The following is a 22432-nucleotide window of genomic DNA, read 5'->3' as shown; positions in this document are numbered from 1 at the left end:
ACATGAACATGAATTCAACTGTCTCCAATTCCAGCGTCTCAATCAAAGATCTGTCGCTGAACTTCGGATCAGTCAGCGTGCTCAAGGATCTCAACCTTGAGATCAACGACGGCGAATTCTTGGTGCTGCTCGGATCGTCCGGCTGCGGCAAGTCGACCTTGCTCAACTGCATCGCCGGCCTGCTCGACGCTTCGGAAGGGCAGATCTTCATCAAGGGCAAGAATGTCACCTGGGAAGAGCCGAAGGATCGCGGCATCGGCATGGTCTTCCAGTCCTATGCGCTCTATCCGCAGATGACCGTCGAGAAGAACCTCTCCTTCGGCCTTCGCGTCGCCAAGGTGCCGCAGGCCGAGATCGACAAACGCGTGGCGCGTGCGGCCGAAATCCTGCAGATCCAGCCGCTCCTGAAGCGCAAGCCCGCCGAACTATCCGGCGGCCAGCGCCAGCGCGTGGCAATCGGCCGGGCGCTGGTGCGCGATGTCGACGTCTTCCTGTTCGACGAGCCGCTGTCCAACCTCGACGCCAAGCTGCGTTCAGAACTGCGTGTCGAAATCAAGCGCCTGCACCAGTCGCTACAGAACACGATGATCTACGTGACGCACGACCAGATCGAGGCGCTGACGCTGGCCGACCGCATCGCCATCATGAAGAGCGGCATCATACAGCAGCTCGACGACCCGACGACGATCTACAACCGGCCGCGCAACCTCTTCGTCGCCGGCTTCATCGGCTCGCCGTCGATGAATTTTCTGCGCGGCGAACTGGTCAAAACAGGTGACGGCATCGCTTTTACCGCAAACGGCGTCAACTTCTCGCTCGCCGCCTATGGCGCCAACGAGACGCTGCAGCCCGGCCGCAGGGTGGTACTCGGCGTCCGCCCCGAACACATCAAGGTCAACGAGAATGCCGGCGGCGAAGAACATGACGCTACCGTCGATATCGAGGAACCGATGGGGGCTGACAATCTTCTGTGGCTGAAACATGCGGGCCACACGATGTCGGTCCGCGTCAACGGCGCACGCCGCTTTGACGTCGGCGCCAAGGTGAAGCTGAGCTTCGACATGGCGTTAGCTTCGGTGTTCGATGCCGAGAGTGAGCTGCGTCTCTAACGAGTCTGCGGATGGGGCCGGAGATACTCCGTCATCCTCGGGCTCGACCCGAGGATCTATGCCCGCTGCTGCTGATGGATGCGGTTTGGATCCTCGGGTTAAGCCCGAGGATGGCGGAGAGTGCGGTGGACTGAAGGAGACCAAGGCGCTGCTTACACCTCTCTTCTCCCCAGCGGAGAGAAAAGGGCGCCAAGTCGGCCCCTAACGAACGACAGCTACCGGATGGCGATCATGCGCCGTCCTCAAAAACTGCAATTCGGAAATGAAATCGTGACGCAACAATCGACCCCTTCCAGCATCGACCTTTCCGGTTCGTGGCAGCTCACCTCCGTTGATGGCGAGATCAAAAGCGTCATCACCCTACCAGGCGACGTGCACACGGCGCTGCATCGGGCCGGCCTGATCCCTAATCCCTATTTCGGTCGCAACGAGGAGAAGGTGCAGTGGGTTGCCCAGCGTGAATGGGCGGTCGAGCGCAGCTTCACGCTGCAGGAGGTCGAAGGCGGCTGGTATCTCGATATCGACTATCTCGACACGGTCGCCAGCGTCCACGTCAACGGCTTTCTGGTGCTCGAAGCTGACAATAGCTTCCGCCGCTACCGGCCGGATGTCTCGAGCATGCTGAAAGCGGGCGACAACTCCATCCGCATCGTCTTCGCCTCCAACCCCGGCGTCGGCGCCGAACGGCAGAAAAGGCAGCCCTTCTACATTCCCTACAGCACCGGCAATTCGCCGATCCCCGATGGCAACATGCTGCGCAAGCCGCAATGCCATTTCGGCTGGGACTGGAACATCGCCATTGCGCCGCTCGGCCTCTACGGCACGGTTGCTCTGAAGAAGCTCGAAACGGCGCGCATCGAACATGTCGTCACCCGCCAGGTCCACAATAATGACGGCTCGGTCGACCTGACGGTCACCGCGAGCCTCTATTCCAAGCATGCCGGCGTCACCCAGATCTATTTCGAGTTCGACGGCGAACGGGTGCGCCTCGACGTCGGCGTCAAGGGCGAGACTGATGTCAATTATCTCTTCCATATCGACGAGCCGCGGCTCTGGTGGCCTTCCGGCAGCGGCGAGCAGGCGCTCTACACGCTGTCGGTGGAAGTGTCCGACGAGGTGGTGACCAGGCAAATCGGCCTTCGCACCATCGAGCTGGTCACTACGCCGGATGCAGCAGGCGCCCGCTTCGCCTTCAGGATCAACGGCCGCGAGATCTTTTGCCGCGGCGCCAACTGGATTCCGGCCGATGCGCTCTATTCGCTGTCTTCGCCCGAGAAGACTGAAGATCTGCTGCAATCGGCAAAAGCCGCCAACATGAACATGATCCGTGTCTGGGGTGGCGGTTTCTACGAGCAGGATCATTTCTACGATCTCTGCGACCGGCTCGGCCTCCTGGTCTGGCAGGACTTTATGTTCGCCTGCAATCTCTATCCCTCGACCGACGACTTCCTCGACAATGTGGCGGTCGAGGTGGATTACCAGGTTCGCCGGCTTTCGTCGCATCCCTCCATCGCGCTATGGTGCGGCGATAACGAGCTTGTCGGCGCGCTGACCTGGTTCGAGGAATCACGGAAAGACCGCGACCGCTACCTCGTCTCCTACGACCGCCTCAACCGGACGATCGAGCAGGCGGTGAAGAAGGCGCTGCCCGGTGCGCTGTGGTGGCCTTCGAGCCCGGCTTCCGGCTATCTCGATTTCGGCGATGCCTGGCATGCGGACGGGTCCGGCGACATGCACTACTGGTCGGTCTGGCACGAGAACAAGTCATTCGATAATTACCGGTCGGTACGGCCGCGCTTCTGCTCGGAATTCGGCTTCCAGTCCTATACCTCGCTGCCTGTCATCAGGACTTATGCCGCGGAGAAGGATATGAATATCGCTTCTCCCGTCATGGAACTGCACCAGAAGAATGCTGGCGGCAACGAGCGCATCGCCGGCACGATGTTCCGCTATTTCCGCTTTCCCAAAGATTTCCCGAATTTCGTCTACCTCTCCCAGATCCAGCAGGGGTTGGCGATCAAGACGGCGGTGGAATATTGGCGATCGCTGAAGCCCCATTGCATGGGCACGATCTATTGGCAGCTCAACGACACCTGGCCGGTCGCCTCCTGGTCGAGCCTCGATTATGGCGGCCGCTGGAAGGCGATGCATTATCTCGTCAAACGTTTCTTCCAGCCGGTCGCGGTCGCCGCCATTCCCGCCGAGGACGGCAAGACGATCCGCTTCTCGCTCGTTAACGACACGCTTTCAGATGTCAGCATCGATCTGTCGATATCGCTTCTGACGATGAAGGGCGAGCGGAAGCATCTGAAAGACGTGCAGGCCATGTGTTCGCCGGATGCGGCGGTGACGGCTGCGACAATCGATGTGTCCGAGATTGCCGAGGGAACATTGCTTGCCTGGCATTTCACCGCGTCGAACGGCATGGGCGGCGAGGGGCACTATGTCAACGGCACCTATAAGGCGCTGGAGCTGGAGCCGTCGGGCCTGACCGTTACCCATGAATATGTCGAGAAGAGCGGCGCCGTCGACATCAACGTCACCGCTAAGGGACTTGCGCTCTTCGTGATGATCGAGAGCGAGACGGACGGCAAATATTCCGACAATGCGTTCGATCTGGCGGCAGGCGAGAGCCGCCGCATCACCTTCACCCCGGCACGTCAACTCGAACGCGGCAAGCTGCCGGAATTCCGCTTCTACGACCTGCATTCCTGCCAATCGGCGGATTGATCCTTCCAAGAAACGGGTACGAGGCCCAAGGAGAATAAGATGACGAAACTCAGCTACCAGCTCTACAGCGCGCGCAACTTCCAGCCCTATTCTGTGATTTTCGAAAAGCTCGGCAAATCAGGCTATGCCGAAGTCGAAGGCTTCGGCGGCATCTACGCCGATCTCGACGATGCGGGACTGAAGAGCCTTCGCGCCGATCTCGACAAGAACGGCCTCGTGATGGCGAGCGGCCATTTCAGCCCCGACTTCCTGGATAAGGAAGTTCAGAAGTCGCTCAACATCGCCAGAATACTTGGCATGGATTCGATCTATGCCCCGCATCTGGCGGCAGACCAGCGCCCCTCGGACGGAGCCGGTTGGCTGGCTTTCGGCAAGCGTCTGCAGGAAATGAGCAAGCCCTATAAAGATGCCGGCTACGAGTTCGGCTGGCACAATCACGATTTCGAATTCGTCAAGCTGGCTGACGGCTCGCTGCCGATCGAGCGCATCTTCGAAGGCGCGCCCGATATCTCCTGGGAAGCCGACATCGCCTGGGTCATCCGCGGCGGCGCCGATCCCTTCGCCTGGATCGACAAGCTCGGCTCGCGCATCACCGCAGTTCACGTCAAGGACATCGCGCCGGCCGGCGAGGCGACAGATGAAGATGGCTGGGCCGATGTCGGCCATGGCAGGGTCGAGTGGGCTAAGCTGATTGCCGCACTTCGTGGCACCAAGGCGAAGCACTTCGTCGTCGAACATGACAATCCGAAAGACATCGACCGCAACATCAGCCGTTCGATTGCATCCTTCCAGACTTATTGAGGTACATCATGACCAGGGAACTTGGCGTCGGCATCATCGGATGCGGCAACATCTCCACCACCTACTTCTCGCTGGCACCGCTCTTCAAGGGGCTGAAGGTGCTGGCCTGCGCCGATATCAATATTCAGGCTGCCGAGGCGCGCGCCAAGGAATACGGCGTCAAAGCGCAGACGATCGACGAACTGCTCGCCAGTGACGAGATTGACGTCGTCGTCAACCTGACGATTCCGGATGCGCATTTTCCGGTATCGAAGGCGATCCTCGAGGCCGGCAAACACGTCTATTCGGAAAAGCCGCTGGTGCTTTCGCTCGAGCAGGGCGAAGAGCTTCGCCGCATCGCCAAGGCGAAGAATCTTGCCGTCGGCTGCGCGCCGGACACTTTCCTCGGCGGCGCCCATCAGCTTGCCCGCAAGTTCATCGATGACGGGGGCATCGGCCGGGTTACTTCGGGCGCCTGCTATGTCATGAGCCCCGGCATGGAGATGTGGCACCCGAACCCTGATTTCTTCTTCCTGCCGGGCGGCGGTCCGATCCTCGATCTCGGCCCCTATTACATTGCCAATCTGATCAACCTGATCGGCCCTGTGAAGCGCGTCGGCGCGATGACCTCGATGGCATCGGAAACCCGCACGATCACCAGCCAGCCGCGCTATGGTGAGATCATCCCGGTGAAGACGCCGACAACGATCCAGGCGCTGCTTGAATTCGTCAGCGGCGCCACCGTGACGCTATCGGCGAGCTGGGATGTGTGGTCGCACCGCCATGCCAATATGGAGCTCTACGGCACCGACGGCTCGCTTTACGTGCCGGACCCGAACTTTTTCGGCGGCACCGTCGAAGCCAGCGGCCGCGACAAGGACATCAAACCGCTGGAAGACTGGGATCATCCCTTTGGCAAGATCAACCAGGAAAACCCGAACGGGGCGCGCGCCAACTATCGCACGGCCGGCCTTGCCGATATGGCGATGGCGCTGATCGAGGGACGCGACGCGCGCTGCTCGCTCGACCGCACGCTGCACGGGGTCGACGTCATGACTTCGATCCTGAAATCGGGCGAGGAGGGCCGTTTCATCGAGCTGAAGACGACCTGCACGCAGCCGGCCGCGCTTGGTATCGAAGAGGCGCAGGCGCTGTTGAGGTAGAGCGCGTGCGCCTTGGCGCTTGCCGGATCGGCGCGTTTGATCCAATAGTTTCGTCACGTTCGGGCATGTCCCACGGCTGTCCGGCTCGCTCCGATGGCTGCCCCTCACCCTAGCCCTCTCCCCGTTGGAACGGGGAGAGGGGACGTGCCAAAACGCAGTTTTGAGTTTGGAGGAAGCCGGTGCGGCATCTCCCTTCGCCCCGTTTAGGGGAGAAGGTGCCGGCAGGCGGATGAGGGGCTGCCGTCGGAGATCTCTTGGGTCGAGGTGTGGAATGACGACAATATTGTATTTTATCAGGAGTTATTCAGATGAGCTGGCAACCCGCCGCAGACCGCTATTCGAAAATGAAATATAACCGCACGGGCCGCTCCGGTCTGAAGCTGCCGGCCGTCTCCCTCGGCCTTTGGCATAATTTCGGCGATGACACGTCGCATGACCGCAAGATCGACATGTGCCGCACGGCCTTCGACCTCGGCATCACCCATTTTGACCTCGCCAACAATTACGGGCCGCCTCCTGGAAGCGCGGAGACCGCTTTCGGCGAGATACTGCGCACCGAATTTTCCGGGATTCGCCACGAGCTGATTATCTCCTCGAAGGCCGGCTACGATATGTGGCCGGGTCCCTACGGCGAGTGGGGCAGCCGCAAGTACCTGATCGCTTCCTGCGACCAGAGCCTGAAGCGCATGGGCCTTGATTATGTCGATATCTTCTATTCGCATCGCTTCGATCCGGAGACGCCGCTCGAGGAAACCTGCGGCGCGCTCGATCATATCGTCCGCTCCGGCCGGGCGCTCTATGTCGGCATCTCCTCCTACAATTCGCAGCGCACCCGCGAAGCCGCCGCGATCCTCAAGAGCCTCGGCACCCCCTGCCTGATCCACCAGCCGAGCTATTCGATGCTCAACCGCTGGGTCGAGGATGACAAGCTGCTCGATACGCTCGATGACGTCGGCATGGGTTCGATCGTATTCTCGCCGCTCGCCCAGGGCATGCTGACGACCAAGTATCTCGCCGGCATTCCCGACGATAGCCGAGCGGCGCAGAATCATTTCCTCAAGCGCGATTTCATCCGTCCCTCGATCATCGACAATATCAGGAAGCTGAACGAGATCGCCGAACGGCGCGGCCAGACGCTGGCGCAGATGGCGATTTCCTGGGTGCTGCGCGGCGGACGCGTGACTTCGGCGCTAATTGGCGCCAGCCGCTCCTCGCAGATCGTCGATTGCGTCAAGGCGCTGGATAATATCGAGTTCTCGGCTGAGGAACTGAAGGAGATTGATGTCTATGCCAAGGAGGCAGATATCAATCTCTGGGCGAAGTCGGCGGAGCGGGACTAAGAGAGAGATGGGAGTGCTGCTTGCTCCCTCTTCTCCCCGCTGGGGAGAAGAGGAAGGCGAGATAGCCACGCTAATCTGACGTACGTACCACATTTTATTTCGGAGGAGCCGCCATGATCCGTAATCCCATCCTGCCAGGGTTCAATCCCGATCCGTCGATCTGCCGCGTCGGCGAGGATTACTATATCGCCACCTCCACCTTCGAATGGTATCCGGGCGTGCAGATCCACCATTCGCGGGATCTGGTGAACTGGACGCTGGTGCGCCGGCCGCTGGAGCGGGCCTCGCAGCTCGACATGCGCGGCAATCCCGATAGCTGCGGCATCTGGGCGCCGTGCCTTTCCCATGCCGACGGGCAGTTCTGGCTGGTCTATACCGACGTCAAACGTTTCGACGGCAATTTCAAGGATGCGCATAATTACATCGTGACCGCGCCTTCGATCGACGGCGAATGGTCCGAGCCTGTCTATGTCAATTCCTCCGGTTTCGATCCTTCGCTCTTCCATGACGATGACGGCCGCAAGTGGTTCGTCAACATGCAGTGGAACCACCGGACGGAAAGCTATGGCGGCTCGCCGAAATCGCCGGCTTTCGACGGCATCCTCCTGCAGGAATGGGACCCGGCGACGAAGGCGCTGAAAGGCCCGATCAAGAACATTTTTGCCGGCAGTCCGCTCGGCCTCGTCGAGGGGCCGCATCTCTTCAAGAAGAACGGCTGGTACTATCTGACGACCGCCGAGGGCGGCACCGGCTATGACCACGCCGTCACCATGGCGCGTTCGCGCCGCATCGAAGGACCCTATGAGATGCATCCGAACATGCATCTCATTACCTCCAAGGATCATCCGGGTGCGGTGCTGCAGCGGGCAGGGCATGGCCAATATGTTGAGACGCCCGATGGTCAGGCCTATCATACCCATCTCTGCGGCCGGCCGCTGCCGCCGAAGCGGCGCTGCACGCTGGGGCGCGAGACGAGCTTGCAGAAATGCGTCTGGCGCGACGACGATTGGCTCTATCTGGAAAACGGCACCACAGTGCCCGATGTCGATGTGCCGGGCCTCTTTGGCGCTGCGCCGGCGGAGAAGCCGATGCGCACCGAGTACAGTTTCGACGGCGGCAAGCTGCCCGCCGATTTTCAGTGGCTGCGCACGCCCGAGCCCCGCCGCATCTTCAACCTGACGGACCGCCCCGGCCATCTCAGGCTGATCGGCCGTGAGAGCATCGGCTCCTGGTTCGAACAGTCGCTGGTCGCGCGCCGGCAGGAGCACCATAGCTTCCGCGCCGAGACCGTGATCGAATTCTCGCCCGATACCTACCAGCAGGTCGCGGGGCTGACGCATTATTACAACCGCCACAAGTTCCACGCGGTTGCCGTGACGCTGCACGAAACGCTCGGCCGCTGCGTCACCATCCTTTCCTGCAACGGTGACTATCCAAACGGCCGCCTCAGCTTTCCCGCTGAAAGCGGGGTATCGATCCCCGCCGACGGCCGCGTCCAGCTTGCCATGGAAATTCGCGAGAACGACCTGCAATTCTTCTGGCAGACGGAAGGCAAGGGCGCCTGGCAGCCGATCGGCCCTGTCCTCGACGCCGGCGTGATTTCCGACGAGGGCGGACGCGGCGAGCACGGCTCCTTCACAGGCGCCTTTGCCGGCGTGTTCGCCTTCGATACGTCGGGGCGAGGGAAGACGGCGGATTTCGATTGGTTCAATTATGATGAATTGTGAGGGTTACCATCTACTGCCTCCCAACCGCACTCGTCCTTCGAGGCTTCGGGTTTTGGCCGACGCCTCGAAGGACGAGGGCGGCCACCTGCTGCAACGACGCATCAAAAAGAAAAGCCGGCGCAGAGGCCGGCTGAGACGAACGCGGCTGCACAAGGATACTGGCCGGTTCCAAACGCTTGGTGACTGAACAATAACTTTCATTACACGCCGAGGCAGCGGAAAAGGGCGCAACGAGAACGCCGGTAAGACGGCTCCGCAAAGGAATGGGCGGCGGGGCGGATGCCGGTGCTTGCCTCGGCTCTCTTATCAAGCATGAATATCACCGGATGATGACATCCGGAGCCGACCGCTGCCTTTCTTTCAGGGAGAATTGCCGGCGGGCGATGGCAATCGGAAGCCGGCTATCGCCGGCTTGTCGCCGATGGGTGATCGGCTTCACGAAGGCGAGGGTGTTGGCGAGGCGTGAATGCAGTGTTCATGTTCCCGAAGGATGTCAAAGCGTCACAGAGTGACTATATAGCGGGCCGAAATACTTCGAGCATCTGCAAGAGTCCTGCATGACCCCCATTATTTCTGTTCAGAACCTGACGAAGACTTATGCCAACGGGTTCGAGGCCCTGAAGGGCATCAACCTCGATGTCGAGAAGGGCGAGATCCTGGCTCTGCTCGGGCCGAACGGCGCCGGCAAGACGACCCTGATCTCGATCATCTGCGGCATCGCCAATCCGAGCGGCGGTCGCGTGCTGGTGGCCGGCCAGGATGTCGTAAAGGATTTCCGCGCGACCCGCTCGGTGATCGGACTGGTGCCGCAGGAGTTGACGACCGACCAGTTCGAGACGGTGTTCAACACGGTGAGCTTTTCGCGCGGGCTGCATGGCAAGAAGGCCAATCCAGCGCATATTGAGAAGGTGCTGCGGGCGCTCTCGCTTTGGGACAAGAAGGACAATACGCTGCGTCAGCTCTCCGGCGGCATGAAACGACGGGTGCTGATCGCCAAGGCGCTTTCCCACGAGCCGGATATTCTTTTCCTTGACGAGCCGACCGCTGGCGTCGACGTGACTCTGCGCAAGGACATGTGGCATGTCGTCGAAGAACTCCGGGCTTCGGGCGTCACCATCATACTGACGACCCATTATATCGAAGAGGCCGAGGAAATCGCCGACCGTGTCGGCGTCATCAATGGCGGCGAGCTGCTGCTCGTCGAGGAAAAGGCGGCGTTGATGGCCAAGCTCGGCCGCAAGCAGCTCATCCTCGATTTGGCGGAACCGCTAAGCCGGCTGCCAGACTGCTTTGCAGGCAATGGCCTCACTCTCGAAGCCGACGGAAGCCGCCTGACTTATGATTTCGACGCCGATAACGAGCAGGATAGCATCGCGACGCTGCTGACCCGGCTCGGCGAGAACAATATCCATTTCAAGGATCTCTCGACGCGGCAGAGTTCGCTCGAAGATATCTTCGTAGCGCTGGTGGGAGCGGGCAAATGAACTTCGAAGCGGTCAAATCGATCTACTTCTTCGAGATGGCGCGCACGCGCCGCACGCTGCTGCAGAGCGTCATCTCGCCGGTCATCTCGACCTCACTTTATTTTATCGTCTTCGGAGCGGCAGTCGGTTCGCGTATTCAGGAAGTGGAGGGCGTATCCTACGGTGCTTTCATCACGCCGGGCCTCATCATGCTAACGCTGCTCGGGCAGTGTATCAGCAACGGCTCCTTCGGGATCTACTTCCCGAAGTTCACCGGCACGATCTATGAGGTGCTGTCGGCGCCGGTGGCGATGACGGAGATACTGCTCGGTTATGTCGGGGCGGCGGCCACCAAGGGCCTGATTATCGGCGTCATCATTCTCTTGACCGCCAATCTCTTCGTCGATGTCAGGATCGAACATCCCTTCATGATGATCCTGTTCTTCCTGCTGACCGCGATCACTTTCAGCCTGTTCGGCTTTATGATCGGCATCTGGGCCGGGAATTTCGAGCAGCTGAACCTCATTCCCATGCTTGTGGTGCCGCCGCTGACCTTTCTCGGCGGCAGTTTCTATTCCGTCAGCATGCTGCCGCCATTCTGGCAGGCGGTCAGCCACTTTAACCCGGTGCTCTACCTCGTCAGCGGCTTCCGCTGGAGTTTTTACGGGATCGCCGATGTCAACCCGGCGATCAGCCTGGCGATGATCACCATGTTCCTGGCAATCTGCCTGGGAACGCTCGGCTGGATCTTCAAGACGGGGTATCGGCTGCGCAACTGACCGCTTGAACGTCGATGATCGGAGAAGCCGATAGTGCTATCGGCTTCTTCCGTTTTTCTTTCGCGTCCGGCGGAGGCATCTGCTGTCTCATTCCAATGAAGAGGCGAGACAGCTGTTATGAGCATCGAAGGTCAGAAGGCGATAATTGTCGGCGGCAGTTCGGGCATGGGGCTGGCACTAGCCGGGCGTCTGCTCGAGGAGGGGGCGTGGGTGACGATTGCCGGGCGCGGTCAGGAGAAGCTTGCGACAGCTTGCCGTCATCTCGGCGACCACCCGAAACTCCGAACCTATGTCGTCGATATAGGCCGGGAGGAGGAGGTCGCGGCGCTGTTCCGGGAGTGCGGACCGGTCGATCATATCGTCAGCACGGCGGCAGAAATCGAAGGAGCCTATCAGCTGCTGTCGTCTCTCGAGCTGGCGGCGGCAGAAAAGGTGGTCCAGAGCAAGTTATACGGGCCGCTGCTGCTGGCGAAATATGGCGCCTCCCGACTGCCGTCGTCAGGTTCGATCACTTACACCTCAGGTATTGCGGCCTATCGGCCGCTCGCGCGCGGAGCTATGGTCGCAGCCGTCAATGCGGCACTCGAAGGCCTGGTCAGGGCGCTTGCCGTTGAACTGGCGCCCATCCGCGTCAACGCGGTCTCGCCGGGCTGGGTTGACACGCCGATCTGGAGCTTCGTTGCCGGTGATGCCAAGCAGGCGAGGCTGGATGCGATGGCGCAGCGCCTGCCGATTGGGCGGGTTGGGCAGCCCGAGGATATAGCCGATGCGATCCGTTTCCTGATCGGCAACGGTTTCACCACGGGCACTACCCTGCATGTCGAAGGCGGGCATCGGCTGGTCTGACTGGCAAAAGATTTTCGCTGGCCGATTGCAGAAGGAAAGTGATGTGCGGCGGCTGGACGCGCCGACGTCGCCACATCATCACCAGCGAGGTAGCGAGCGGTCGGCCGGGCCATGGCAGTTCGACGAGATCGCCGCGCGCAATGGACGGCCCCACCGCAAGACTTGGGACCAGGCCGTAGCCGGCGCCTGATTCCACGAGACGGATGATTGTTGCGATGCTGTCGGCCTCCGTGGCGACGGCCGGCGGAGCTAAACCCGCTTCGGCAAAGGCGGTATCGAGCAGGTGGCGATAGACGCAGCCGGCCGCGGTTGCGATGAACGGGGCGGTGTGCAGGGCTGTGAGGCTTTCCGGCGGCGGGATTTGCGAGCTGCCGGCGGCAATCAGCACCAGCGGCTCGCTGGCGACGCGGCGTGTCACAAAGCGCTCGTCCTGCTGGCCGCGATCGAACGTGAAGACGACATCAACCGAGCCATGCTGCAATTTCGCATGCAACTCGCCACTGCCACCGACCTTGAGTTTGAGACCGAAATCGGGATTTTGCCTGCGGAGGAGGGAGAGCCAGGGCGCCAGCCTTTCAGCGGCAATGGTTTCGAGCGTGCCCAAGGTGATAGAGGATCCGGAAATGCCGGCGGCAACACGGACGGCGGTCAGCGCCTCATCGCTCAGCGCCAGTATCTCTTCCGCATAGGTCTTCAGTGTCATGCCTGCCGGTGTGGGAGCGACGCCCTGCCGGGAGCGGAGGAAGAGTTCAACGCCCATCTCCTCTTCGAGTGCCTGGATTTGATCACTGAGGCTCGACTGAGCGAGATTGACCTCGGCAGCGGCGCGCGTGAGGTTTCCGTTCCGGATGACGGCCAGGAAAGTCTTCAGTTGTCGTGGGGTCATCTCGGGCTCCGCCATTTGCGCGAATGCAGGATATCAACAAAGGCGATCTAGCCGCAATGCGGGGGCTGTCAGGCACTTCTGACGAGCAGCGCGCCCAACAGGATGAAAAGGGTGCCGGCTGCGAGCCGCGCCATGTTGAGCTCGGAGGCTTCGCCGAGAAAGACTGCGCCTATCGCCAGGGTCACCAGCACCTTGTAGCGCTCAGATCGGGGCGAGTTTCGAGACCGGCATTTTCTGCGAGCATTGAAACCGCACGTTGACGAGATGGAAATTTCTGTCTAGCTGTACGGTCATGAAGATCGCAATGGTTGTTGTCGTGGTGATAGGGCGCATGGGCAGGATGGTGTAACCATCCGGCGATCAGCCCCATGCGCGGTAAATCAAGCTCCTGACGGGGCTTTTTTTATGCCCTGAATTCGCGCTGCGCCTCGTCAGATTCCCACAATTTCCCTGACACCATGGACAAGACCATGTCACGCGACAATTCTGCGCAGACTTCCGGTCGCCGCCTGACCGAGGAAGCGGCTGCGATTTCGACTGCGACGCCCCGGCGTACGATCCTTCTCCTGCTGACGGCGCTTTCGGTATTGCCGATCAATATATATCTGCCGGCGTTGTCAAATATCGCCGCCACGTTCCAGGCCGATTTCGCGATCGTCAATCTTTCGGTCGCGGGTTATGCGATCATCAACGCCCTGACGGAAATTGTCGCCGGCGCGGTGTCGGATCGTTATGGGCGCCGGCCAGTGGCGCTGATCGCCGTTTCCATTTTCATCGTCGCGTCGATCGGCTGCGCGCTGGCTCCCAATATCGGCATCTTCCTGTTGTTTCGCGTGATGCAGGCGTCGATCGCCGCCTGCTTCTGCGTCGCTCTCGTTGCCATCAAGGAGACGGCGGGCGAGCGCGGGGCCGCCAACAGGATTGGCTACGCCGCCATGGGATGGGCTATCGCGCCGATGCTCGGCCCGAGCGTCGGCGGCCTTCTGGACGAAGCGTTCGGATGGCGGGCGATCTTCATCGCTCTTGCCCTGATAGGCGCAGCCATCCTCGCAATTTCCATGCGCGAGCTGAAGGAAACAACCGGACTCGGGTCGAGACCAAAAGGCAATTACTTTGCTTCCTACCGGCAGCTTCTCGGTTCGGCGCGGTTCTGGGCCTATACGCTGTGCATGGCCTGCTCCACCGGCACCCTCTATATCTTCCTCGGAGGCGCATCCCTGGCAGTCAGTTCCTCGCTCGGCGGATCGAGCGCGAAACTGGGCTTCTTCATGGGAATGGTTCCCGCGGGATTCATTCTGGGCAGTTATTTCGCTGCCCGTTGGACGAGGAAATCGCTCAGCACCACGCTCGTCATTGCGCGTTTATCGACGTGCATGGGTCTGCTCTTGGGGCTGATCCTGTCGATCTCGGGCGTCACGCATGTCCTGGCATTTTTCGGCCCCTGTATGTTCATCGGCATCGGCAATGGCTTGACCTTTCCGGCCGCCAATCTGGGCGTGATGTCGGTTCGCGCCCATCTCGCCGGCACCGCTGCAGGCCTTGCCGCAGCCATGTCGATCGCCGGCGCCGCGCTGATCGCTTCGATCGCCGGGCTGTTTCTCCGGGAGGCAGGAGCAGTGACGACGCTGTTCGCGATGTTGCTGACATCGGCGTCACTTGCCTTGTCGGCAGCGTTTTTTGCAGCTTTTATCGACCGGCGACTTGCGGTCCGTATGCCCAATCGAGAGCCGGCCGAGAGCGGATCGGCGGCATGATTTGTTCTGTCGGATCAATCCCGCATGCGCAATTCGTCCGTCTGCATCTGCAAGGAGCCCAGCGTCTCCAGGAAGCTCATGCCGAGCAAGCTCTGGTCAAGCCGGCCGTCCTCGGCGACGCTGGCTGCAACATTGTTGCGGACGATCGGACCGATCGCCACCTGGTCGAGCGTAATGGGGGCCGCGCGGCTGCGGCCGTTGGCGGTCATGACCGTCATCGAGTAGGTGAGGCCCGTGAGATCGATGCCGATGCGTTCAGCATCCTCGTGTGAGAGCGCGACCATGCTAGAGCCGGTGTCGACGAGCATCTCGACAGTCCGGCCATTCACATTGACGTCCGCTTCGAAATGGCCATTCAACAGCTTGTGCAGGATGATTTCCGCGCCACCTTCGCTGGTCGCGACGACGACGGCGCGGCCAGGAATGAGACCGGCGAGCACCCGGTTGCCGACGCCGATTGCTTCCTGACGGTAGAGATAGACGGTCACGAGCGCCAGGATGATGACCAACCAGATCATCATCTGGCGCATGGTTTCACCGACGCTGCGCGCCCAGATCCCGGCCGACAACATCAGTGCGATCGGCAGCAGGTAAACGAAGCGGCCGAACTCGTCACTTTGCAAGCCGAGAATGCGGCCGCTGTCGCCGTTGAGGATCAGCACGGCAAGGCCGATGCCGATCACGACGAGAATGACGGTGAATCGGATCATGAAGGCCGCCCCGGCCGCTCGGCGAGGCTTGGTTTCATCCGGCCCATCGTCGCGGCGGTTGCGAGCCTCGCCGGCAGTTGCGCCATGATCCCGCGCCTTTCGGCATCGGTATAGTTCATCCAGCCACCGATTTCCTGAAGAGTGCGGCCGCAACCGGCGCAAAAACCGGTGGTTGAAACCATGGAGCAGACGTGAATGCAGGGTGTTTGCATGGCTGATATATCGGAGTTTCAAAGAGTGGTGGCAAGGGCGCAAAGGGTGGCGATTTCGCAAATCTGCTGCGTCGCGCCCAGCGTGTCGCCGGTGTGGCCGGCAAGCTTGCGGCGGATGACGGCGGTGAAGGCGAATCCTGAGACACCGGTGGCGAGCAGGCCGGCGACGAGCGGCCGCAGGCCGAATGCCGGCCAGATTAGAAGTGCTGCGAGCAGACCGGCCGAGACGAGCGCAAAATGCATCGCCGCCTCATTCGGCTGGCCGGTCGAGGCGGCCACGCCATCGGCCTTTGCGGCCGGCAGCCGTTGCCAATGCCAGGCGATAGCGCCACGGCTGAGTGCTGCGACGGCGGCAACGGCAAGCGCTGCGGCGAGCGGTGAGGACTGGCGGACAATGGCGGCGAGTGCGGCCGCACGGATTGCGAAGGAGAGGATTAGCGCTATCGCGCCATAGGTGCCGATCCGGCTGTCCTTCATGATGATGAGGCTCTGTTCGCGGTTCTTGCCGCCGCCGATGCCGTCGGCCGTATCGGCCAAGCCATCTTCGTGCAGGGCGCCGGTGGCAAGAGCCTGGATGGAGAGCGCAAGCAGGGCTGCCATCAGGGGATCGGCGCGCAGGCCTGAAAGAAGGAGGAGGGCGAGCGCCGGGGCGAAGCCGATGACAAGACCGGCGAGGGGAAAGGCGCGCACCAGGCGGCTGAGCCTGCCGTCATAGCCTTCGAACAGCGCTGGCGGCATCGGAAGGCGGCTCAGAAAGGCGACGGCGCGGGCGGTGTCGACCGCATAGTCATTGATCTTCATTCTGTTTCGTTCTGCCGGAGGGCTACGGCGCTTTAGGTGTTGTTCGCTTCGCCCGCCGGCTTTAAGAGAGAGCCACCGCAAAGAAGCTGATTTGCGTCAAAAAAACAAGAATAGCCATTCATAGGAATACGCACCGATGAGCGTTTCAGGCCTGCCTTTCGACGATTTCCGTACCCTGCTCCGGGACCTGCCGGGGCCGGATGCCCGCGCGCTGGTGGCCGCACGCGAACGCGACGCGCAGCTGACCAAGCCGCCGGGCGCGCTCGGACGGCTCGAGGAGATCGCTTTCTGGCTTGCCGCCTGGACGGGCCGTCAACCGGCCGTCAACCGGCCGCTGGTGGCGATCTTCGCCGGCAATCACGGTGTCACCAGACAGGGCATCACACCCTTTCCGCCCGCGGTGACGCAGCAGATGGTCGAGAATTTTGCAGCCGGTGGAGCTGCGATCAACCAGATCTGTGTCGCTTATGATCTCGGGCTGAAAGTCTTCGATCTGGCGCTCGATTACCCCACGGGCGACATCACCGAGGAAGCCGCGCTTTCCGAGCGCGACTGCGCCGCAACCATGGCCTTCGGCATGGAGGCGATCGCCGGCGGCACCGACCTGCTCTGCATTGGCGAGATGGGCATCGGCAACACGACGATTGCAGCCGCGATCAATTATGCGCTCTACGGCGGGTCGGCGCGCGACTGGGTGGGCCCCGGCACCGGCTCGGAAGGCGAGATGCTGGAGCGCAAGATTGCGGCGGTGGAAAAAGCGGTCGAGCTGCATAGCGACCACCTCGACGATCCCCTGGAGATCATGCGCCGGCTCGGCGGACGCGAGATTGCCGCAATGGCAGGCGCCATCCTGGCCGCCCGGATGGAGCGCATACCGGTGCTGATCGACGGCTATGTCGCGACTTCCGCGGCGGCGATCCTGAAAACCGCCAATCCCTCCGCGCTCGATCATTGCCTGATCGGCCATGTCTCCAGCGAGCCCGGCCATCTGCGCGCGGTCGAGATGCTTGGCAAGACGCCGCTTCTGGCGCTCGGCATGCGGCTCGGTGAGGGCACTGGTGCGGCGCTTGCCGCCGGCATCGTCAAGGCCGCTGCTGCCTGCCATTCTGGCATGGCGACCTTCGCCCAGGCGGGTGTGAGCGACAAACATTAAGGCCGCAGCCGACCCACCGGGCTTTGCTTGCGCCGTCCGGGTGGATTCGCTATTGGCTGGTCAACAAGGGGAGATGGTACAGTTTTTCCCCGCTCCGTGGTGCAACGGGAAGAGGAGGGGGCGTCTTGACGAAGCCTGCGGTGACGAAAGAGACCGGGCTTCGGCATTTCATCGCCGCCGCCAGCTATTCCTGGGCAGGCTTTCTGCGCGTGCTGAAAGAAGCGGCCTTCCGCCAGGAACTCGGCTTCTTCGTCATTTCAATGGCAGCGCTGGCGCTGGTAGGGGCGAGCATCGGCGAGATTGTCGTCGCGGCGCTGTTGTTTCTCGGGCTTTTTTCGATGGAAGCCATGAATACCGCCGTCGAAGAGGTGATCGATAGGATTTCGCCGGAGATTTCGATTGTCGGCAAACATGCCAAAGATCTCGGCTCCTTTGCGGTGACCTGCATGATCGTCGCCTGCTCTCTTTATCTCGGCTTCGTCATCGCCAAGCACCTCTTCTTCGGCGGCGCGTGACATTCCTGAGCTGAATCAGGCAAAACTCTTGCGCTTGCGCGCGACGGCCTGAGCCTCTTCGACGGCCGGCAGGCTCTGGAGCACGCGCTTGGCGGGCAGGATGGCGATAACCTCCGTGCCTTCACGCAGCTTCGATTTCAGCAGGAACTGTCCGTCATGCTTGGCAAGGATCGCCTGGACGATCGGCAGTCCGAGGCCGGTGCCCTGTTCGGCGCTCTTGATGGCGATCGAACCCTGGCCGAAGGCCGAGAGGACGACGGGAATCTCTTCTTCCGGAATGCCGGGGCCGTTGTCCTTGATCGAGATGTATTGTCCGCCGCCGGCCGTCCAGCCGACCTTGACGTGGATTTCACCTCCCTGCGGCGTGAATTTGACGGCATTGGAGAGGAGGTTGAGCACCACCTGGCGCATCGACTTCTCGTCGGCCCAGATAGCCGGCAACTGCCGTTCGAATTGATCCGAAATGGCAATGTTCTTGGCGCGGGCGCGCAGCTGCACCATGCCTATGCAATCCTCGGTGATATCGAGCAGCGAGATCGCTTCCTCGCTTAGTTCGTATTTGCCGGCCTCGATACGGGACAGGTCGAGGATTTCGTTGATGAGATCGAGCAGATGTTGGCCGGAGCGATGGATATCGCCGGCATATTCCTTGTAGGTCGGATTGGCGAGTGGTCCCATGACTTCGGCCGACATCACTTCGGAGAAGCCGAGAATGGCGTTGAGCGGCGTCCTGAGTTCGTGCGACATCGAGGCAAGGAAGCGGGACTTGGCGAGGTTTGCCTCTTCGGCGCGGCGGCGCGCCTCATCAGACATCGATTTCGCCACTTCCAGCTCGGCGATCAGGTCGTCCTTCTCCGACTGGTAGGAGAGGATCCTGAGGTTCGATTTGAAGAGCCGGTCGCTGATGTAGTTGAAGAAGACGAGCGTGGTGGTGAAGAGCCCGGTCAGGCTGATTTCGAGGAGGTCGCGTGACAAGCCGCTCTTGGCGCCAAGCGCCAGGACCGTCGGCGCGAAGGCCACCAGCACGGCTGGCGTCAGCATGAAGTTCGACATCGCGGTGACGGAAAGCGCAATGAGCAATGTTGCGCCCTTGTAGAGAATGAAGCTCGACGGCTCGCAGGTGTCGCACCCCTGCAGCGCAAAGACGGCCCAGCAGCAGCCGACCAGGAATTGGCCGGCGAGCAGCAGGCGGCGCCATTTGCGGGCGCTCTCGGAGGTGATCTCCTGTCGGCGCGCGCGCCGGGCGAGCAGGATGTTGCCGGTGTGACAGGTGAGCGTCAGCAGCGCCCAGAAGAGCAATTGGGTATCTTGAGTGAAATAGACGCCGAGGGCGGTGATGATGACGACGAAGAGCGGCATGATCGTCGCGCCCTGCATCATCGACGCTATATACATCTTGAGTACGTCACGGTCGAAGGCGGAATTGGACGCATGACCGGACTGCAGGCGCTCGCGCGTCTGCCGCACAGCCTTGGAAACGGCCTTGTTGCGGTGGCTGCGCGACCTGTCGACGATAATCTTGTCGGTCGATGTGCTTACGCCGGTACTCATGTGCACGTTGAAACTTCACCCCTGGGTGGATAAGAGCTTAATCGGCAATTCTTAAGAAGATGTTTGCCATCTTTGCCAAGGATTTGTTTTTTAAGGAGGCGAAAGCGTGACACGTGGCCTGCGCCTGATTCGTGACGGCGTGACCGCTTTTGCCCTGCTGGTGCTCCTGGCGCTGATTGCCGCCAAGATCAACGATCGAGCAACAATCAAGCGTGCAGGCGCCTTTCATGCTGCCGATGGCGACAGTCTGACATTGGGCGGGGAGCGCTTCCGCCTCGAAGGCATTGACGCGCCGGAGCTCAACCAAAGCTGTGAACGGGCGGGAAAGGCCTGGGCTTGCGGGCGCGTGGCGCGGGAGGTGTTGCAGGAGATGGTTCTGGCATCGGAAACGCTTTGCCAGGGCGATCGGCGCGACCGCTACGACAGGCTGCTTGTCGTCTGCCGAAGCGGGACGGGCGGCGACATCAATGCCGGCATGGTGCGCCGAGGCATGGCCGTTTCCTATGGTGGCTACGGCAAGGAGGAGGCCGAGGCGAGGGGAGCGAAGGCGGGGCTGTGGGCCGGGACTTTCGAGCGGCCGCGCGATGTGCGCGATCATGCCCGTCACGAATCCGGTTACGGCGACGCGCTGCGCTTCCTCAGGCGGATCGTCGGATGGGAGTAGGGTGATGACCGATGAAGCCAAGCTGGAAACTCTGCGGCGGGAAATTGCCGCCTGTCGCGTCTGTCGCGACGCCCCGGCAAGCGGACCTCAGCACCGGCTGCCGCACGAGCCGCGGCCGGTGGCGGTGATCTCTTCGTGTGCACGCATCCTGATCGCGGGCCAGGCGCCCGGCCTTCGGGTGCATGAGAGCGGTCTGCCGTTTGACGATGCATCGGGCGACCGGCTGCGGTCATGGCTCGGCGTCGACAGAGCAAGCTTTTACGACCGCAGCCGACTCGCCATCGTGCCGATGGGCTTCTGCTTTCCTGGCTACGACGACAAGGGCGCGGACCTGCCGCCCCGCCGCGAATGCGCTCCGGTCTGGCGGCAAAGGGCGATCGCGGCAATGCCGCAGATCGAGCTGGTGCTGGCCGTCGGCCAATATGCGCAGGCTTGGCATATGGCTGACGAGAGACGAGGCAATATGACGGAGACCGTGCGGGCTTGGCGTGACAGCCTCGTGTCCGGCCGGTCGCCGGCGGTGCTGCCGCTGCCGCATCCGAGCTGGCGCAACAGCGGCTGGCTAAAACGCAATTCCTGGTTCGAGCAAGAATTGCTTCCTGTCTTGCAGGAGCGGGTGAAAATGCTGCTTTCCTGAAACAAAATTCTTTTCCTCGCGCGGAATCGGGTTATACAAAGAAAATAATTCGAAAGGACTGACGTGCGCATGGACCGCCTCGACCGAAAAATACTGCGTCTGCTGCAAGAAGATTCGACCCTTGCCGTTGCTGACCTCGCCAAGAAGGTGGGGCTTTCGACGACGCCCTGCTGGCGACGCATTCAGAAAATGGAGGAAGATGGCGTCATCAGGCGTCGGGTCGCCATCCTCGATCCGGAGAAGGTCAACACCAAGGTCACGGTTTTCGTATCGATTCGCACGGCCACCCATTCGATCGAGTGGTTGCGCCGCTTTTCCGAGGTAGTCGCCGAATTCCCCGAAGTGGTCGAATTCTACCGGATGAGCGGTGATGTCGACTATCTCCTGCGAGTCGTCGTGCCCGATATCGCCGCCTACGACGCCTTTTATAAGCGGATGATTGCCAAGATCGAGATTCGCGACGTCTCCTCCGCCTTTGCGATGGAGCAGATCAAGTATTCGACGCAGCTGCCGCTCGACTACATGATTCTTGAGAACGCCAAATCCAACGAAGATTGAAGTCGCCAACAGGTTGCGACGGACCGCTGGCCGGCAGTCGCATATACCGCGTGGGATTCGCCCCGGAATCCAGGTCTCTGAGGCGATTCGCCCGCACGCAGGAATGCGGCGCCTGGAAGCGGCTTTCGAAGAATGTGGCTCTAGCTGCAAAAAAAAGCCGGAAAAATCGCGAAAAAACGCTTCAGTTTCACCAAAATGCTAGAAAAATATATAGCCCGGTAACGATTGCACGGCTATGATGTGTGGCATCAATGAGCATCCTGTCATCATTTTGACTCATTGGTATCGAAATCAGAACACCATGCTCTACACCGCTACCTTGTATAAGTTCATTAGTCGGCTGTAGAGTTTATGTGCTTCACCATTGTGTTCGGCGGGGTCGAACGGTGGAGATTTGAGAATGCGGCATAGCGTTTGCGGCTTGCGATGGAGGTTTCCATTGCGAGGCCGTTTTGTGCGTTTGTCATCTAATTATTTGAATTGTTGTATAAAAATCACGTTGCTGGCGAAAGTTGCTCCAGCGAACCCCTCTCAGATATATCGAGAATTGCTTGAATGCGCCTTCTGTGTGATGACGGTTTGGCGGTTCGATCGATCCGCACGCCGAGATGGCTGTTCAAACTGGGCCGGCTTCAAATTGACTACCCGATGAGACGTCAGCCCCGATCGACAAAGGAATGGATTGGTAAATGAACATCAGAATGGTTTTGCTCGCATCAGCAGCAGCATTTGCTGCATCGACGCCGGTTCTTGCAGCTGACGCTATTGTTGCTGCTGAGCCGGAACCGGTTGAATATGTTCGCGTCTGCGACGCTTACGGCACCGGCTACTTCTACATCCCCGGCACCGAAACCTGCCTCAAGATCGAAGGCTACATCCGTTTCCAGGTTAACGTTGGCGAAGACGTCGGCGGCGACTCTGACTGGGATGCAGTCACCCGCGGTCAGGTTCAGTTCACGGCCAAGAGCGACACCGAATATGGTCCGCTGACCGGCGTCATCGTCATGCAGTTCAATGCTGACAATTCCACCGACCAGGAAGCCAAGCTCGACTC

Annotated in this window: 21 protein-coding genes; 16 read left to right on the top strand and 5 right to left on the bottom strand. The window is 60.8% G+C overall.

Annotated features, from left to right (window positions below; genetic code table 11):
- Positions 1–2 precede the first annotated feature (2 nt).
- The 9 genes from FHT70_RS20140 to FHT70_RS20100 all read left to right on the top strand — a co-directional run bounded on the left by FHT70_RS20140 (position 3) and on the right by FHT70_RS20100 (position 11937).
- Positions 3–1109 (top strand): ABC transporter ATP-binding protein, encoded by a 1107-nt coding sequence (locus FHT70_RS20140; RefSeq protein WP_183704353.1) that lies wholly within the window; start codon positions 3–5, stop codon positions 1107–1109.
- A gap of 270 nt (positions 1110–1379) precedes the next feature.
- Positions 1380–3839, top strand: a complete 2460-nt coding sequence (locus tag FHT70_RS20135; protein ID WP_183704351.1) for a glycoside hydrolase family 2 protein — start codon at positions 1380–1382, stop codon at positions 3837–3839.
- Between the two features lie 39 nt (positions 3840–3878).
- Positions 3879–4640, top strand: a complete 762-nt coding sequence (locus FHT70_RS20130) for a sugar phosphate isomerase/epimerase (RefSeq protein WP_085778451.1) — start codon at positions 3879–3881, stop codon at positions 4638–4640.
- An 8-nt stretch (positions 4641–4648) separates the two neighbouring features.
- Positions 4649–5782: a Gfo/Idh/MocA family oxidoreductase gene (locus FHT70_RS20125; protein ID WP_183704349.1), complete on the top strand. Its 1134-nt coding sequence runs from the start codon at positions 4649–4651 to the stop codon at positions 5780–5782.
- A 308-nt stretch (positions 5783–6090) separates the two neighbouring features.
- A complete protein-coding gene (gene mgrA, locus FHT70_RS20120) occupies positions 6091–7122 on the top strand; it encodes an L-glyceraldehyde 3-phosphate reductase (RefSeq protein ID WP_183704347.1) in 1032 nt (343 codons plus the stop codon).
- Positions 7123–7235: 113 nt separating this feature from the next.
- Entirely contained in the window at positions 7236–8849 is a 1614-nt protein-coding gene (locus FHT70_RS20115) for a glycoside hydrolase family 43 protein (RefSeq protein WP_183704345.1), read from the top strand.
- Positions 8850–9406: 557 nt separating this feature from the next.
- Positions 9407–10333, top strand: a complete 927-nt coding sequence (locus tag FHT70_RS20110; protein WP_183704343.1) for an ABC transporter ATP-binding protein — start codon at positions 9407–9409, stop codon at positions 10331–10333.
- Entirely contained in the window at positions 10330–11091 is a 762-nt protein-coding gene (locus FHT70_RS20105; protein ID WP_097599956.1) for an ABC transporter permease, read from the top strand. Before FHT70_RS20110 ends, FHT70_RS20105 begins: the two co-directional genes overlap by 4 nt.
- 117 nt (positions 11092–11208) lie before the next feature.
- Entirely contained in the window at positions 11209–11937 is a 729-nt protein-coding gene (locus tag FHT70_RS20100; protein WP_183704341.1) for an SDR family oxidoreductase, read from the top strand.
- Here the strand turns inward: FHT70_RS20100 and FHT70_RS20095 are convergent.
- Complete coding sequence (locus FHT70_RS20095; RefSeq protein WP_183704338.1) at positions 11900–12823, bottom strand: LysR family transcriptional regulator; 924 nt, start codon at positions 12821–12823, stop codon at positions 11900–11902. The two genes, FHT70_RS20100 and FHT70_RS20095, sit on opposite strands and share 38 nt — an antisense overlap.
- Before the next feature lie 470 nt (positions 12824–13293).
- On the opposite strand from FHT70_RS20095, the gene FHT70_RS20090 reads away from it, so the two are divergent.
- Entirely contained in the window at positions 13294–14577 is a 1284-nt protein-coding gene (locus tag FHT70_RS20090; protein WP_183704336.1) for an MFS transporter, read from the top strand.
- 14 nt (positions 14578–14591) lie between these two features.
- On the opposite strand, the gene FHT70_RS20085 is transcribed toward FHT70_RS20090, so the two are convergent.
- Genes FHT70_RS20085 through FHT70_RS20075 form a run of 3 tightly spaced genes read right to left on the bottom strand, consistent with a single transcriptional unit; the run spans position 14592 to position 16300 of the window.
- Positions 14592–15287 (bottom strand): TIGR02281 family clan AA aspartic protease, encoded by a 696-nt coding sequence (locus tag FHT70_RS20085; protein ID WP_183704334.1) that lies wholly within the window; start codon positions 15285–15287, stop codon positions 14592–14594.
- A complete protein-coding gene (locus tag FHT70_RS20080; protein ID WP_183704332.1) occupies positions 15284–15499 on the bottom strand; it encodes a DUF1289 domain-containing protein in 216 nt (71 codons plus the stop codon). Before FHT70_RS20080 ends, FHT70_RS20085 begins: the two co-directional genes overlap by 4 nt.
- A gap of 18 nt (positions 15500–15517) precedes the next feature.
- Positions 15518–16300: an adenosylcobinamide-GDP ribazoletransferase gene (locus tag FHT70_RS20075; RefSeq protein ID WP_183704330.1), complete on the bottom strand. Its 783-nt coding sequence runs from the start codon at positions 16298–16300 to the stop codon at positions 15518–15520.
- Between the two features lie 136 nt (positions 16301–16436).
- Here FHT70_RS20075 and cobT point away from each other — a divergent pair, with 136 nt between their 5' ends.
- Entirely contained in the window at positions 16437–17453 is a 1017-nt protein-coding gene (gene cobT, locus FHT70_RS20070) for a nicotinate-nucleotide--dimethylbenzimidazole phosphoribosyltransferase (RefSeq protein WP_183704328.1), read from the top strand.
- 125 nt (positions 17454–17578) lie between these two features.
- Positions 17579–17968: a diacylglycerol kinase gene (locus FHT70_RS20065; RefSeq protein WP_183704326.1), complete on the top strand. Its 390-nt coding sequence runs from the start codon at positions 17579–17581 to the stop codon at positions 17966–17968.
- Positions 17969–17983: 15 nt separating this feature from the next.
- Here FHT70_RS20065 and FHT70_RS20060 read toward each other — a convergent pair whose 3' ends face one another.
- The gene (locus FHT70_RS20060) at positions 17984–19519 is read right to left on the bottom strand and encodes a HAMP domain-containing sensor histidine kinase (protein WP_183704324.1); all 1536 of its coding nucleotides are present in this window, start codon (positions 19517–19519) and stop codon (positions 17984–17986) included.
- Between the two features lie 106 nt (positions 19520–19625).
- Between FHT70_RS20060 and FHT70_RS20055 the strand changes: the two genes are divergently transcribed.
- The 4 genes from FHT70_RS20055 to FHT70_RS20040 form a co-directional block, all read left to right on the top strand.
- Complete coding sequence (locus FHT70_RS20055) at positions 19626–20183, top strand: thermonuclease family protein (protein WP_183704322.1); 558 nt, start codon at positions 19626–19628, stop codon at positions 20181–20183.
- 4 nt (positions 20184–20187) lie between these two features.
- On the top strand, positions 20188–20820 hold the full coding sequence (locus FHT70_RS20050; protein WP_183704320.1) for a uracil-DNA glycosylase family protein: 633 nt from the start codon (positions 20188–20190) through the stop codon (positions 20818–20820).
- Positions 20821–20889: 69 nt separating this feature from the next.
- Entirely contained in the window at positions 20890–21378 is a 489-nt protein-coding gene (locus tag FHT70_RS20045; protein ID WP_097599945.1) for an Lrp/AsnC family transcriptional regulator, read from the top strand.
- Between the two features lie 689 nt (positions 21379–22067).
- The coding region (locus FHT70_RS20040; protein ID WP_183704318.1) for a porin at positions 22068–22432 on the top strand (365 nt) is incomplete at its 3' end.

Source organism: Rhizobium sp. BK049 (assembly GCF_014193135.1).
GTDB lineage: Bacteria > Pseudomonadota > Alphaproteobacteria > Rhizobiales > Rhizobiaceae > Rhizobium.
This window is presented reverse-complemented; position numbering and strand designations above follow the sequence as displayed.

Coding starts and splice junctions, on each gene's coding strand:
- FHT70_RS20100 (WP_183704341.1), top strand. CDS start 11,209: ATGAGCATCGAAGGTCAGAAGGCGATAATTGTCGGCGGCAGTTCGGGC.
- FHT70_RS20105 (WP_097599956.1), top strand. CDS start 10,330: ATGAACTTCGAAGCGGTCAAATCGATCTACTTCTTCGAGATGGCGCGC.
- FHT70_RS20060 (WP_183704324.1), bottom strand. CDS start 19,519: ATGAGTACCGGCGTAAGCACATCGACCGACAAGATTATCGTCGACAGG.
- cobT (WP_183704328.1), top strand. CDS start 16,437: ATGAGCGTTTCAGGCCTGCCTTTCGACGATTTCCGTACCCTGCTCCGG.
- FHT70_RS20045 (WP_097599945.1), top strand. CDS start 20,890: ATGGACCGCCTCGACCGAAAAATACTGCGTCTGCTGCAAGAAGATTCG.
- FHT70_RS20090 (WP_183704336.1), top strand. CDS start 13,294: ATGTCACGCGACAATTCTGCGCAGACTTCCGGTCGCCGCCTGACCGAG.
- FHT70_RS20130 (WP_085778451.1), top strand. CDS start 3,879: ATGACGAAACTCAGCTACCAGCTCTACAGCGCGCGCAACTTCCAGCCC.
- FHT70_RS20095 (WP_183704338.1), bottom strand. CDS start 12,823: ATGACCCCACGACAACTGAAGACTTTCCTGGCCGTCATCCGGAACGGA.
- FHT70_RS20075 (WP_183704330.1), bottom strand. CDS start 16,300: ATGAAGATCAATGACTATGCGGTCGACACCGCCCGCGCCGTCGCCTTT.
- FHT70_RS20080 (WP_183704332.1), bottom strand. CDS start 15,499: ATGCAAACACCCTGCATTCACGTCTGCTCCATGGTTTCAACCACCGGT.
- FHT70_RS20140 (WP_183704353.1), top strand. CDS start 3: ATGAACATGAATTCAACTGTCTCCAATTCCAGCGTCTCAATCAAAGAT.
- FHT70_RS20125 (WP_183704349.1), top strand. CDS start 4,649: ATGACCAGGGAACTTGGCGTCGGCATCATCGGATGCGGCAACATCTCC.
- FHT70_RS20085 (WP_183704334.1), bottom strand. CDS start 15,287: ATGATCCGATTCACCGTCATTCTCGTCGTGATCGGCATCGGCCTTGCC.
- FHT70_RS20110 (WP_183704343.1), top strand. CDS start 9,407: ATGACCCCCATTATTTCTGTTCAGAACCTGACGAAGACTTATGCCAAC.
- FHT70_RS20050 (WP_183704320.1), top strand. CDS start 20,188: ATGACCGATGAAGCCAAGCTGGAAACTCTGCGGCGGGAAATTGCCGCC.
- mgrA (WP_183704347.1), top strand. CDS start 6,091: ATGAGCTGGCAACCCGCCGCAGACCGCTATTCGAAAATGAAATATAAC.
- FHT70_RS20115 (WP_183704345.1), top strand. CDS start 7,236: ATGATCCGTAATCCCATCCTGCCAGGGTTCAATCCCGATCCGTCGATC.